A 13,338-nucleotide genomic window follows, 5' to 3' on the forward strand; every position below is an offset into this window, starting at 1 on the left:
GAAAAATTTATGGGGCAGTATCGCGCGCGACTCGGCGCGAATGCTGGCCTCGCGCCGTTGCGTCGCCCCTGCGCCCGATGGGCCACTTGCAGAACGCAACAGGAACCCGCATAGATCGGTGCTATGGCCGAACTGATCATCCGCCGCGGGCTGGACGAGCCCGACACTGACGGCAATTTCACGCCCCACCGCCCTGCCCGCCCGCCCAAGGCGGATGACAGCCCCCCTTTACGCATCGTGTCGGATTACACGCCCAGCGGCGATCAGCCCACCGCGATTGCCGAATTGGTCGAAGGCATCCAGTTGGGCGAAAAGACGCAGGTTTTGCTGGGGGTAACCGGCTCGGGCAAGACCTTCACCATGGCGCAGGTCATTCAGGCAACGCAGCGCCCCGCGCTGATCCTTGCCCCCAACAAGATCCTTGCCGCGCAATTATATGGCGAGATGAAAAGCTTCTTCCCCAACAATGCGGTGGAATATTTCGTCTCCTATTACGACTATTACCAGCCCGAAGCCTATGTGGCGCGTTCCGACACCTATATCGAAAAAGAGTCGAGCGTGAACGAGGCCATCGACCGAATGCGCCATGCCGCCACGCGATCGCTGCTGGAACGGGACGATGTCATCATCGTTGCCTCGGTATCCTGCCTTTACGGTATCGGCTCGGTCGAAACCTATTCGGCGATGACCTTTGATCTGGAGGTGGGCAAATCGCAGGATCAGGGAGAAATCATCCGCAAGCTGGTGGCGCTGCAATATAAGCGGAACGAGGTGGCCTTTGCCCGTGGCGCTTTCCGCGTACGGGGGGACAATCTGGAAATCTTCCCCAGCCATTATGAAGATATGGCCTGGCGCATCAGCTTCTTTGGCGACGAGGTGGAAGAGATTGCCGAGTTCGATCCCCTGACCGGCAAGGCGGGGGCCAAACTCTCCAAAATCCGCGTCTATGCCAACAGCCACCACGTCACCCCCGGCCCCACGCTGAAACAGGCCGAAAAGGCTATCCGGTTCGAGCTGGAGGAAAGGCTGAAAGAGCTGAACGCGGAAGGCAAATTGCTGGAAGCGCAGCGGCTTGAACAGCGCACCAATTTCGATCTGGAAATGATCGCGGCCACCGGTTCTTGCGCAGGGATCGAAAACTACTCGCGTTTCCTGTCCGGCCGCCTGCCCGGTGAACCGCCGCCAACCCTGTTCGAATATCTGCCCGACAATGCCCTGTTGTTTGTGGACGAAAGCCACCAGACCATTCCGCAAATCGGCGCCATGGCGCGGGGCGACCATCGCCGGAAAATCACGCTGGCCGAATATGGCTTCCGCTTGCCATCCTGTATCGACAACCGCCCGCTACGCTTCAACGAATGGGATGCGATGCGCCCACAGACCGTGGCTGTATCCGCAACGCCCGGCACATGGGAAATGGAACAGACCGGCGGCGCCTTTACCGAGCAGGTGATCCGCCCCACCGGCCTGATCGACCCGCCAATCGAGATCCGCCCTGTCGAAGATCAGGTGCAGGATTGCATCACCCAATGCCGCGAAACCGCCGCCAAGGGCTATCGCACTCTGGTCACCACGCTCACCAAGCGCATGGCCGAAGACCTCACCGAATTCATGCATGAGGCGGGCGTGCGCGTGCGCTATATGCATAGCGACGTGGAAACGCTGGAACGTATCGAGTTGATCCGCGACCTGCGTCTGGGCGTCTATGACGTGCTGATCGGCATCAACCTGCTGCGCGAAGGCTTGGACATTCCCGAATGCGGGCTGGTGTGCATTCTGGACGCGGACAAGGAAGGCTTCCTGCGCAGCGAAACCTCGCTCATCCAGACCATTGGCCGCGCCGCGCGCAATGTCGATGGCCGCGTGATCCTCTATGCCGACTGCATCACCGGCAGCATGGAACGCGCCATCGCCGAAACCGACCGCCGCCGCGCGCGTCAGGAAGCCTATAACGAGGAGCACGGCATCACGCCGCAAACCATCAAGCGCAACATCCATGACATCGTGGCCGATACGGCCAGTCGTGACGGGGTGCTGGTGGATATCGAGGATGACAGCACCAACAATCTCGTCGGCCACAATCTGCGCGCCTATATCGAGGATCTGGAAAAGCGCATGCGCGCCGCCGCCGCCGATCTGGAATTCGAAGAAGCAGGCCGGTTGCGCGACGAAATCCGCCGTCTGGAGGCCACCGAACTTGGCCTGCCCGAAGGGGAGCGCAAGGCTCCCGTGGTGGGCCGCAGCAACGAGGGCAAGCCGGGGACGCGCAAGACGCGGTATGGCAAGAGCCAGAAGAAGTGGAGGAAGTAGATAACAGGATGCGAGGGACTCGTCCCTCGCGCTCCCAGAACGTCTCCCGACGAAAGCACATCGCTTCCGTCACCGTTGGAAAGAAACCTCTCCACCTGCGCAATACAAAGCGCCGCAGGCTATAAAATCGACACCAAACGCGCGACGATTCACATCAAACGCAACCCATTAACGGGATTGTTCAGGGCCCCCGCCCTTAACCCGCCGGAGGCAAAACCCTCGAAAAACCCTCAAAGCTTCCCGAACTGCGCCTCATAACCAGCCACATCGCCAGCGGCCAGAAAACCCGCCTGCGCCACCCATTGATCGCGCGTGGCACGACCGGCAAAGCTGCCCAGTTGGGCGTCAATGGCCACAATATCGGCCTCGGTCCATGACGCGATTTGCGCAAAGCTGGTGACGCCCAATTCGCCCAACCGCGCGCGCAGCTTAGGGCCCAGACCCTTGATCTGGGTCAGGTCATCCCCTGCCGCCACCGGAGCCACGTCAGCCGCCGCCTCGACAACAACCTCCGCAACCGGTGCGATCACCACGCTGGCCGCCGCGCTGGGCGCATCGATCAGGGCCTGATTGCGCTGCGCGGGCGCCGCGCCTTCGTCCAGCGCATCGGGCGCGCGGTGGCGTTCACGCGTCTTGCGCTTACCCCCCAGCACCAGCCACAGCAGCGCCAGCACCACCAGCGCTGCCCCAATAGCGGCCATCGGATGGCTCACCGCCCAGCTTTGCAGATCGATCACGTCACTCGTCCTCGTTCAACTTTTTCCGGCGCCGCGCCAGCACTTGCCGCCTCTGCGCCCACCGCAGCCCGATGCTGCTCAAAGCCGCATAGGTCAAGGCCGAGAGCAGCGAAAGTTCCAGCCACAGCGGCAAGACCTGCGCCACCGGCGGCCGCTCCAGCTTGGCGCTGGGCGTGTCCACCACCGTGGGGGCGGGGCTGACCGGCTGAAGCAGCGAAAATTCGATGCGCCGGTTGGCCGGATCATCCTCGTCCAACCCCGCCAGAGGATGCGAGGATCCCACGCCCCGCGCACGAAGGCCCGCCATATCAATGCCCCGCGCACCCAGAGCATTACGCACCGCCTCCGCCCGCGATTTAGAAAGGGCCAGATTGGCCGCCTCGTCGCCCTTGCCATCGGTATGGCCGGTGATAGCAATCACACTGCCCGCGCAAGGAGCCAAGGCCCGCGCCACTTCATCCAAAAGGCCGCGACTGGCCGGATCGATATGCGCGCTGTTCTCGGCAAAGCGGATGCTGCGCGCGGCGAGCATGGCGTTCACTTCGCTCTGACAGGCCAGCAAGGGATCGGCTTCGGGCGCCGCTTCACTCTGGCGCTGCACACCGCTCGCCTGCCAACCCACATGGCCGACACCGGCGACATGGCTCACCGCCAAGGCCACACGCTTGCGCGTTGCCTCGCTCAACCCCTCGCCGCCCAGCAATTCAGGGTGGCGGGTGTACCAGCCATGGGTTTCGACGAATTCTGCACGCAGACCACGCAAGCCCTGCGCTGCCAGCACGCGCTGCGTTTCGGACACCAAGGGCGCCACCAGCCAAGGACCAGCCATCTGCCCCGCCAGCCCTGCGCCCACACTGACCGCCAGACCGCCCGCCACCACCAGCGCCATCGCGCCGCGCGACAAGGCTGGCCGACGGCGCCCCATCAGTCTTTGGCCTGCTTACGGAACAGCAAGCGATCGGCAGGGCCAAAGCCAAAGCGCCAGATCACCAACCCATAGGTGCCCAGAATGGCGGGCACGCCCAGCGACAATTGCGCCCATTCCGGCAAGAAATCGACCACGGCCCAGCCCAACACAGAAGCCACCACCGCCGCTGCCGCCAGCGACCAGCGGAAAGTTTCCACCCGATGGCCCAAATGCCAAGCCAAGAGGCGCGATTTGACCAGCGAGGCAATCGACAAAGTGACCAGCAAGGCCCCCGCGGCGCAAGCGGCCTGATCCATCTCGTCAAAATAGAAACCGCGCGCAACCATCATGCCGGCCAGCGTGAACACCGCCTGCAGGGCAATCGTCGCCAAAGAGACCCAGAGGTTCTGCATCGGGGCAATATAGATCAAGGCCGCTTCGGATACTACCGCAGGGGCTGCACAAACCTCGGCCCCCAACAGAAAGGCCAGAGCCAGCATCCCGCCGGTGAATTGCGGCCCGACCAGCCCCAGCACCCCGTCGCCCGGAATGCCCAAAGCCAGCGCAATGCCCGCTTGCGCGGCGGTAATCCAGAAGCCCACTTGGCACACCTGTCGCGCAATCGCGGCCAGATTGCCTTCCTTCAGATTGCGGGTGATCACTGGCCCCAGAATAGGCTCAAAACTGGTTTTCAGCTTTTGCGGCAGGCTGGCCACTTGCTGCGCCACATAATAGACGCCGACCGAGGCGGGCACCGCAAACAGGCCCAGAATGGCAATATCCAACCGCCGCGTGCCCCATTCCACCACATCAGCCACCGCCAAAGGCGCGGTATCGAGCGCCAGACGGCCAATACGCAAGGGATGCGGGGTCCACTGGCGCGGCATGCCATAGGAGCGCATCAGAGGCAGCAAGGAAGCCAGCAAAGCGGCAAAAACACTGACCACAAAACTGAGCGCCAGCCCGCTTTCGCCCAGCAAGCTGCCGAAATCACCCAACAATCCCCAACGGCCAATCGCCCAGAACAGGCCTGCCGCAATCGACAGGGTCCATGGCTCCACCACCGAACGCGCCCGCACCGTGGCGCCCACGTCAAAGCGATAGGCCAAGGATGCCAGCGCGATATCGGTCAAAGCCACCGGTCCGATGGCCAGCACCAGCCAGCGATCGGCGGGCAGATATTCTCCGGACGGAAACATAGGCGCGGGGAACAGGAACAGGCCAAGGCTGACCACCGCCGAAATCATCAGCGTCAAGACCACGCCATCGGCAATCACATGCGCCGCGTCGCGATCATCCTCGGACAGGCGCTGGGCGATACCGCGCTTTTGGCCAAGGGTGCAGATTTGTGATGCCAGTTCGATCACCACCAAAGCCGAGGCAAAACGCCCCAGCGCATCGGCACCATAAAGCCGTCCGGCGATAAACAGGAAAGGCAGGCGCGCAGCCAGACGCAGCAGGAAACCAAAGAAATTGGTCCGCCCACCCTTGGCCAGACGCGCCAGATCGCGGTCGGCAGGGACAGGCGCCACCGGCGTTTCCACGCCAGCAGCATCCACGGCTATTGGATCAACGCCGTTCACAGGGGAAGAAACAGAGGTCAAGCGATACTCCCGCCGCCCGCGCCCAACTCGGCCTTTAACGGCCGCGCCAGCAGGGCGGATACTACCTTTGCCGCTGGTGCCTCCCCCGAGAGCAACCGGCAAACGGCATCAACAATCGGCATGGCCAGCCCGTCACGCGCGGCCAATTCGGCCAGCACGGGAGCGGTATGCGCGCCCTCGGCCACGCTGGCCTTGCCATCCAAGGCTTGCGCCACGCTTTGCCCCATGCCCAAAGCGCGACCCAAGGAATAATTGCGACTGGCCGTGCTGGCGCAGGTCAGCACCAGATCGCCCAGTCCGCACAGGCCGGAGAGCGTTTCCGCCCGCGCCCCTCGCGCCACGCCAAAGCGGAGCATTTCGGCATAGCCACGGGCGATCAGCGCGGCGCGGGCATTCTCGCCCAGCCCCAAGCCTTCCACCACCCCGCAGGCAATCGCCAATACGTTTTTCACCGCGCCCCCAATCTCTGCCCCGATCACATCGGGCGAGTAATAGGGGCGGAAAGCTGCACGGGCGATGACTGGCGACAATCTTTGCCACTGTTCCTCGCCGCCCGAACAGGCCAAAGTGACCGCTGTGGGCAGGCCTTGCGCCACCTCGCGGGCAAAGGTGGGGCCGGACAGCACCGCGATCTGCGCCGAGGGCAGGCAATCCTTTGCCACTTGCGCCATCAAGCGCCCGCTGCCCGCCTCGATTCCCTTGGCACAGAGCACCAGATCACGAGGGCCATCGGGCAGGCCTGACAGGACTTGCGCCATCACCTGCGCGGGGCACACCACCAGAATGGTGGTCAAGCCAGCCAGATCAGACAAATCCGCCGTCGCCGTGATGGAAGGCGCCAAGGTCACTTGCGGCAGATAGGTGGCGTTGCTGCGCTGCGCGTTCAGCTCGGCCACTTGCTCGGCTTTACGTGCCCAGAGCAAGACCGGCGTGCCATCACTGGCCAACATTTGCGCCAGCGCGGTGCCCCAAGCCCCCGCGCCGATCACGCCTACGGGTTGGTGCTGGCTCACGCCTTCACCCCCGCCCCGCGCACGGGTTCAGCATCAGGGTCCAGCGGCCAGCGCGGGCGCGCGGCCATGTCCAGCGGGTCGCTATGGCCTAGCAGCGCCTTTTCGCAGCCTGCCCATGCGATCATCGCCGCATTATCAGTGCAAAGAGCCAAGGGCGGGGCCACGAAAGCCAGCCCGTTTTGCGCCGCCAAACCCTCCAACGCGGCGCGGATCGCCTTGTTGGCCGCCACACCGCCTGCCACCACCAGAGCGGTGGCGCCCTCGGCCAGCGCCACGGCAACCGCCCGCTTCGCGCGGTCAATCACGCAATCAATCGCGGCTTGCTGGAATGCGGCGGCCAGATCGGCATCGGCATGAATGCCCGCCTGTTTGGCGCGCAAAACCGCGCTTTTCAGGCCAGCGAAGGAAAAATGCGGCTCGGCGCTGCCCAGCAAGGGGCGCGGCAAGGGCACGGCCTTGGCATCGCCCTCCAGCGCCAGTCTTTCCACCGCAGGCCCGCCCGGATAGCCCAGCCCCAGAATCTTGGCCGTCTTGTCAAACGCCTCGCCCAAAGCGTCGTCAATCGTGGTGGCAAGGCGGCGATAGTCACCCACGCCGCGCACCAGCAACAATTGGCAGTGCCCCCCACTGGCCAGCAGCAACAAATAGGGAAAAGTAAGGCTGGCATCGGCCAGACGCGGGGAAAGCGCATGGCCTTCCAGATGATTCACCCCGATCAACGGCTTGCCACTGGCCATGGCCAGCGCCTTGGCGGTTACCAGCCCCACCATCACCCCGCCGATCAGCCCCGGCCCCGCCGTGGCGGCAATCGCATCCATCTGGCCCAAGGTCATGCCCGCATCATCCAGCACCGCCTGCACCATCGGGGCCAGACGTTCGGCATGCGCACGGGCGGCAATTTCAGGCACCACGCCGCCAAAGGGGCGATGCTCATCGTCCTGGCTGGCGATACGCTGGGCCACAATTTGCCGATCGGACGTGACAATTGCCACCGCCGTTTCGTCACATGAGGATTCGATGCCTAGAATGGTTTTCAACGGAAGTGCTTTTTCAACGGAAGTGTGGGGCCTTTGGAACTCTGGAGCTTCCCCTTAACGAGATTGCCGTCTAGCACAAGGGACCATGCCCGATAGCACCCTAGCTCCGATCGCCCAACCCGCCCAACCTTTACGCCTTGGCACCCGCGCCTCGCCTTTGGCCATGGCGCAGGCCCATGAGGCGCGCGCCCTGCTCTGCGCCGCGCATGGCTGGGATCTGGAGGCGGTGGAGATCGTCCCGGTCACCGCCAGCGGCGACAAGGTGCTGGACCGCCCCTTGGCTGAAATCGGCGGAAAAGCCTTGTGGACCAAGGAACTGGATGGCTGGCTCTATGAAGGCGAGATCGACTTTGCCGTGCATTCGGCCAAGGATGTGGAAACGATCCGCCCCGATTGGCTGACCATTGCCGCCGTGTTGCCGCGTGAGGATGTGCGCGATTGTCTGGTGGGCGCGCCCTCCATCGAGGCTTTGCCGCAAGGGGCAAGACTGGGCACCAGCGCCCCGCGCCGCGCCGCGCAAATGTTGCATCTGCGGCCCGATATCAAGATTGTGCCCTTCCGTGGCAATGTGGCCACACGTCTGGGCAAGCTGGCGGCGGGCGAGGCCGAGGCGACCCTGTTGGCCATGGCGGGCCTGAACCGGTTGGGCCAGAGCGATGTGGGCACGCCGTTGCCCGCCGACAGCTGGCTGCCTGCCCCCGGCCAAGGCGCGATTGCGATCGAATGCCGCACCGATGATGCCTCCACGCGCGCTCTGCTGTCCGCCATCAATTGCGCCGATAGCCAGACCGCCCTGTTGGCCGAGCGCGCCTTGCTGGCGGCTTTGGGCGGCAACTGCCACAGTTCCATCGCTGCGCTGACCACAAGGCAGAACGGGGAATGGTGGCTAAAGGCCAGCCTGTTCAGCCCCGACGGGCAAGACCGCGTCGACGGTCAGACCAGCTTTGCCGCTGGCGATCCTGCCGCTCCGGCAAATTTGGCGGGCACCTTGCTGGCCAAGGCGCCACCCTCCATCACCAGCCAGTTTCAGCCTGTGGCCTGATGCTGCCCATTCTGGTCATGCGTCCCGAACCGGGGGCCAGCGCGACTATGGCTCTGGCGGAACAGATGGGCCTGCCGGTGGTGCTGGCCCCGCTGTTCCAAACCGTGGCGCTGCCATGGGATGCGCCCGCGGCGGATGCTTTTGACGCCCTCTTGCTGGGCAGCGCCAATGCCCTACGCCTTGGCGGACCAGCGCTGGCGGCCTATCGCGGCAAACCTGCCTATTGCGTGGGCGACACCACGGCGCGGGCGGCGGAGGCTGCTGGGCTGATCGTGGCCTATAGCGGCGAAGGTGGGCTGCAATTGCTGCTGCCCCATATCGATTCGCGCCACGCCCGCCTGTTGCGCCTAGCCGCCAGGGATCGGGTAACGCTGGATTTACCGCCTGAAATCAGCATGGAGGAGCAGATTTGCTATGCCAGCCAGGCGCTGCCCATGCCCGAAAAGCTGGCTGCTGCCCTCGCCGCCCCCTGCATCATCCTGCTCCATTCGGCCGAAGCCGCGCGCCATTGCGCAGCAGAGGCCCACAGGCTGGGCCAGACTTTAGCCCAAGCCACCGCCATCACCATCGGCCCGCGCGTGTCGCAAACCTGTTCCGAAACGGGCCAATGGGGCGCAATTATCACCTCGCCAAAGGCGCGCGATGCCGACATGCTGGCGCTGGCTGCAAATCTTTGCCACAATGGCACCCGTGGTGCCGGGGGGCGGATGGACTGAATGATCGAGGAATTTCCCAACCAACCCAAATTGCCCCCGCGTCAACGGGGTGGCGGACGACTGGCCGTGGCCCTTATGGCCTTTGGCATGGGCGCTGGCGCGATGGGTATTGGCGCATGGCAAAATGGCTGGCGGCCACAGGGTCTGGCGCAAGTCCTGCCGCATCAGACGCCCAAGCCGCAAGCCTCCGCCACGCAGGCCGCGCAAACGCTGGAGAGCCGACTGGCCACGCTGGAGCAGCATTTGCGCGCTATCGAGGCCGATGCCGCCATTGCCGGCGCACAATCGGGCCGCGCCGAAGCCTTGCTGGTGGCGATTGCCACCCGCCGCGCAATCGAACGCGGCATGCCTTTGGCCTATCTGGAGGGGCAATTGCGCCTGCGTTTTGGCGCGGCTTTGCCCGAGGTGGTCAACACGATCGTCAATTTTGCCCATCAACCCATCACGCAGGACCGGTTAGCCGCGCAATTGGACGCCATGGCCCCACGCCTGACCGGCCCGCAGGATCAACAGACCAGCTGGAGCAAGGTCACCCACGACCTGTCGGACCTGTTCGTGTTGCATAGCGACAACCGCCCCACCCCGCCCTCGGCCCAGATGCGGCTTGACCATGCGCGGCTCTGCCTGCGCGAAGGGCGGATCGAGGATGCGATGGCGGACGTGCGCCTGTTGCCCGGCGCAACACAGGCAACAGGCTGGCTAGCCGATGCCAAACGCTATGCCGAGGTGATGCATGCGCTGGACGCGATCGATACCGCCGCCCTGCTGGAACCCAAATTGCTGCGCGATGCCAGCGGGCGCATGATCGATCAGGCCAGCCCCGTCGTATCCCCGCTGCCCGCCGTAGGAGCCAGCACTGCCAGCCCCAAATAACGGCCTATCCCTGAAGCAGGCTGGGCAGCTTGCCCGAAAGCCCGCGCGCCTCGTTCATAAAGAAGGTTTTGAGGCGCGGCATACGCTGCACCGCCGCCATGCCGATGCGCCGCACCGCGCTGGCCGTCTGGCCCGGCACGCCAAACAGGCGCACAATGCCATCCATCACGCTCATCGTCGTGAAAGTGTCCAGCGCGCGCCAGTTTTCGTAGCGCTTCAACACTTGCGCATCGCCCGGCTCCAGCCCCAGCCGCATGCCATCGGCCAGCACTTCGACCAAGGCCCCCACATCGCGCAGGCCAAGGTTCAAGCCCTGACCCGCGATAGGATGCATGCCATGCGCCGCATCACCCACCAACGCCAGACGGTCGCCCACAATGCGCGTGGCATTCTGGTAAGACAAAGGATAGGCCAGACGCTGGGCGATCAGTTCGATCCCGCCGAACATGCCCTCCATGCGCCGCGCCACTTCGGCGGTGAAGGCGGCATCGGTCATGGCCATCACGCCCTTGGCGTCTTTAGCAGGCACGGTCCACACCAAGGCGCTGCGGTGCCGGCCATCGGGCAGGTCCAGCAAAGGCAGCAGCGCAAAGGGGCCGGCGGCATAGAAGATTTCCCAAGCCACATTGTCATGCGGCTTTTCATGCGCCAGCGCGGTCACAATCGCCGTATGGTGATAATCCCATGCAACAAGGCCGATGCCTTCCTCGTCCCGCGTTGGGCTGCGGCGGCCTTCCGCCCCCACCAGCAGGCTGCCCGCCAGCTCTTGCCCGCCTGCCAAAGTCACTTCCACGCCATGGGGTCCGCGCTGACGGCTAACTACGTCGGCGCGTGTGTGCCATGTGATATTGGGTTCCTGCTCGGCAGCGGCGAAAAGCGCCAAGCGGATGTCGCGGTTGGCATACATCCGGCCCAGCGCGCTATCACCCTCCTTGGGCTGGAAATCGATGCGGCCCGGCTTCATCTGGTCGGTCACGGCAATGGCATCGATCGGGCACCCCAGAGGCGCCAGCGCTTCCGCCAGACCGATATTGGCAAACAGGTTCCAGCTGGCCGAGGAAATGGCCGAAGCGCGCCCGTCCACACCATCGGCGGTCAATTCCGCCGGATCGGCACGTTCGACCACATGACTGGTGATGCCCTGACGCGCCGCCGCCAGCGCCAGCGTCATGCCCACAAGGCCGCCACCAAGAATGACAAGATCGCGCTTTTGAGCGCCACGAACCGGATCAGCAGAGTCGTTCATCGCTGATCCGGTTACGCCTTCAAACGCTTAGCGGCAAGTGTCCGCTGGGCCAGCGTCCAAATCAAGGCAGCGCCCGTCAAACGCGCCCTGCGGCACTTTCAACCCGATCAGCGCGGCCAAAGTGGGGGCAATATCCACCGTTTCCACCGGCTGCGGCTGTTCAAAGCCGGTCATGCCCTTGCGCCAGAACAGCATGGGCACGCGGCGGTCATAATCCCACACGCTGCCATGGGTGGTGATGGTGGTGGCATTGGCGCGCGGGGTGGTTACCGGCACGATGGCGCGCTTCAGCACGGAATAGACATCGCCGCTGCGCTGCGGGTCAAACGAGGCGCGGGCGCGTTGCAACAGCGTCCAGTCCTGCGGATGGCCGACAGGGTAAGGCACGGCGGCAATCTCGGCCTTGGTGAACACGGCCTCGACTTGGACGTGAGCCTTCAGTTTTTCCACCAGACGCGCGGCGACCTTGGCGCGGGCTTCGGCCGACAGATCGGGGCTGATCCAGTAATCGCCCGAAAGCCCGTCCGAACAGATGATATTGCCCGCCACATCGGGGCCGGGATTGCAAGCGGCAAAGCTGCCGCTGATGCCCAGTTCGGCGGCGATGGCGCGGCCCAGACCTTCGCCATTCAAAGCCGCCTCACCACGCGCGGCTTCGGGCACGCCCTGTAGACGCAGGCGTTCGGGCGTATCCACCCCGCCATGGTCTGCGCTCAACACCACCGCATAATCGACGCCGCTGGCATCCAGCTTGGCGAAGAACTCGCCCAGTTTCTGGTCCAACTGCTGCTGCTGGATGCACATTTCCAGCCCTTCGGTGCCATAGGCATGGCCCACATAATCATTGGCCGACAGGCTGACCGAAAGGATGTCGGGCGCCTGCCCCTTGCCCAGCTTCATCGAGGTGAGCAGCGAGGCGGCCAGTTCCAGCGTGGCCGCGTCCATGCGCGGGGAATAGCGCAATTGATCGCCCAGCTTGCGCTTGTCTTCCTTGTCGCCCAGCACGAAGCGGCCGGTGCCTACCGTTACCGCGCCCGCCTGCACCGCCTGATTGCGCGCCACGCACCAGGATGGAATCGCCATGGCCGGCGCGCCCTTGTCCAGCAGCGCACGGATGCGCTTGTTTTCATCAGTCACATCGGCGGGCAGGCTACGGCCAGCAAAGCTGGTGAAGGCATCGCCCACATACCAGAAACCGGCGTCGATCTGATGCCCGCCCATCATCGCCACCGCGCGATCCTTGGCCGATACGGCCACATTGCGGCTAGCGGGCCATTGCTTCTTGGCCCATTCGCCCAGCGTGGGTACTTTCAAATGCGCGGTGGAAACCACCGGCTTGTTGGGGGTGGAGTCGGGATTACTCTCATCCTCCACGCAATAGACTTTCTTGTCCGCGCGCTTGAGCGAAAGGTCGATCCATGTGTTGGCAATGATGCCGGTGCGGGCCGGATGCACGCCAGTCAGCAAAGTGGAGTGGCCAGGGCAGGTTTCGGTCGCGGCATGGCTCTGGAAACCGGCGGGGAACACCGCGCCTTTGAGCAGGCGGGCAAGGCCGCCGGTGTAATGGTTGCGATATTCGGCAAACAGATCAGCGCTGAACTGGTCAATCGAAATTGCCACGATCAGGCTGGGTGCCTTTGGCGCGGGAGCGGCAACCGGCGCCTCCTCCGCAAAGGCAGGAACCGCCTGCGCACAGGCCAGCGCCACCAAAGACAGCGCTCCAAGACGGGACAAAAGGGCAGAACCAAAACGAGCCACGAGGCGTTCCTTGCAAAATGACCGGATCATCGGCAGAGCTTGATGGCGTCTCCTTACCCTTTGGGCAAGCGCCAGAAGGACAGGAGCCCCGAAAA

11 protein-coding genes are annotated in these 13,338 nt (G+C 64.1%); 4 read left to right on the forward strand and 7 right to left on the reverse strand.

Going from position 1 to position 13,338, the window contains the following annotated elements; genetic code table 11:
• Positions 1-123: 123 nt before the first annotated feature.
• Positions 124-2,310: an excinuclease ABC subunit UvrB gene (gene uvrB, locus EOE18_RS01480; protein ID WP_127705453.1), complete on the forward strand. Its 2,187-nt coding sequence runs from the start codon at positions 124-126 to the stop codon at positions 2,308-2,310.
• Between the two features lie 230 nt (positions 2,311-2,540).
• On the opposite strand, the gene EOE18_RS01485 is transcribed toward uvrB, so the two are convergent.
• Genes EOE18_RS01485 through tsaD form a run of 5 tightly spaced genes read right to left on the reverse strand, consistent with a single transcriptional unit; the run spans position 2,541 to position 7,608 of the window.
• Complete coding sequence (locus tag EOE18_RS01485) at positions 2,541-3,047, reverse strand: hypothetical protein (RefSeq protein WP_342772616.1); 507 nt, start codon at positions 3,045-3,047, stop codon at positions 2,541-2,543.
• A 1-nt stretch (position 3,048) separates the two neighbouring features.
• A complete protein-coding gene (locus tag EOE18_RS01490; RefSeq protein ID WP_246027196.1) occupies positions 3,049-3,972 on the reverse strand; it encodes an OmpA family protein in 924 nt (307 codons plus the stop codon).
• Positions 3,972-5,513, reverse strand: a complete 1,542-nt coding sequence (locus tag EOE18_RS01495; protein ID WP_425464276.1) for a lipopolysaccharide biosynthesis protein — start codon at positions 5,511-5,513, stop codon at positions 3,972-3,974. Before EOE18_RS01495 ends, EOE18_RS01490 begins: the two co-directional genes overlap by 1 nt.
• A gap of 41 nt (positions 5,514-5,554) precedes the next feature.
• Complete coding sequence (locus EOE18_RS01500) at positions 5,555-6,571, reverse strand: NAD(P)H-dependent glycerol-3-phosphate dehydrogenase (RefSeq protein WP_127705455.1); 1,017 nt, start codon at positions 6,569-6,571, stop codon at positions 5,555-5,557.
• The gene (gene tsaD / locus EOE18_RS01505; RefSeq protein WP_127705456.1) at positions 6,568-7,608 is read right to left on the reverse strand and encodes a tRNA (adenosine(37)-N6)-threonylcarbamoyltransferase complex transferase subunit TsaD; all 1,041 of its coding nucleotides are present in this window, start codon (positions 7,606-7,608) and stop codon (positions 6,568-6,570) included. Before tsaD ends, EOE18_RS01500 begins: the two co-directional genes overlap by 4 nt.
• Positions 7,609-7,693: 85 nt before the next feature.
• Between tsaD and hemC the strand changes: the two genes are divergently transcribed.
• The 3 genes from hemC to EOE18_RS01520 are packed head-to-tail and all read left to right on the forward strand — an operon-like array spanning position 7,694 to position 10,239.
• Positions 7,694-8,650 (forward strand): hydroxymethylbilane synthase, encoded by a 957-nt coding sequence (gene hemC / locus EOE18_RS01510; RefSeq protein WP_127705458.1) that lies wholly within the window; start codon positions 7,694-7,696, stop codon positions 8,648-8,650.
• Positions 8,650-9,366 carry a uroporphyrinogen-III synthase gene (locus EOE18_RS01515; RefSeq protein WP_127705460.1) on the forward strand — a complete coding sequence of 239 codons (717 nt, stop codon included), beginning with the start codon at positions 8,650-8,652 and terminating at the stop codon, positions 9,364-9,366. The genes hemC and EOE18_RS01515 overlap by 1 nt, the downstream gene beginning before the upstream one ends.
• Positions 9,367-10,239 (forward strand): MICOS complex subunit MIC60, encoded by an 873-nt coding sequence (locus tag EOE18_RS01520; protein ID WP_127705462.1) that lies wholly within the window; start codon positions 9,367-9,369, stop codon positions 10,237-10,239.
• 4 nt (positions 10,240-10,243) lie between these two features.
• Here the strand turns inward: EOE18_RS01520 and EOE18_RS01525 are convergent, their stop codons facing one another.
• Together EOE18_RS01525 and EOE18_RS01530 are read right to left on the reverse strand one after the other, a co-directional pair.
• Complete coding sequence (locus EOE18_RS01525) at positions 10,244-11,485, reverse strand: FAD-dependent monooxygenase (protein WP_127705464.1); 1,242 nt, start codon at positions 11,483-11,485, stop codon at positions 10,244-10,246.
• Between the two features lie 27 nt (positions 11,486-11,512).
• A complete protein-coding gene (locus EOE18_RS01530; RefSeq protein ID WP_342772617.1) occupies positions 11,513-13,243 on the reverse strand; it encodes an alkaline phosphatase family protein in 1,731 nt (576 codons plus the stop codon).
• Between the last annotated feature and the right edge of the window lie 95 nt (positions 13,244-13,338).

The organism is Novosphingobium umbonatum, from assembly GCF_004005905.1.
In the GTDB taxonomy this organism is placed as follows: domain Bacteria; phylum Pseudomonadota; class Alphaproteobacteria; order Sphingomonadales; family Sphingomonadaceae; genus Novosphingobium; species Novosphingobium umbonatum.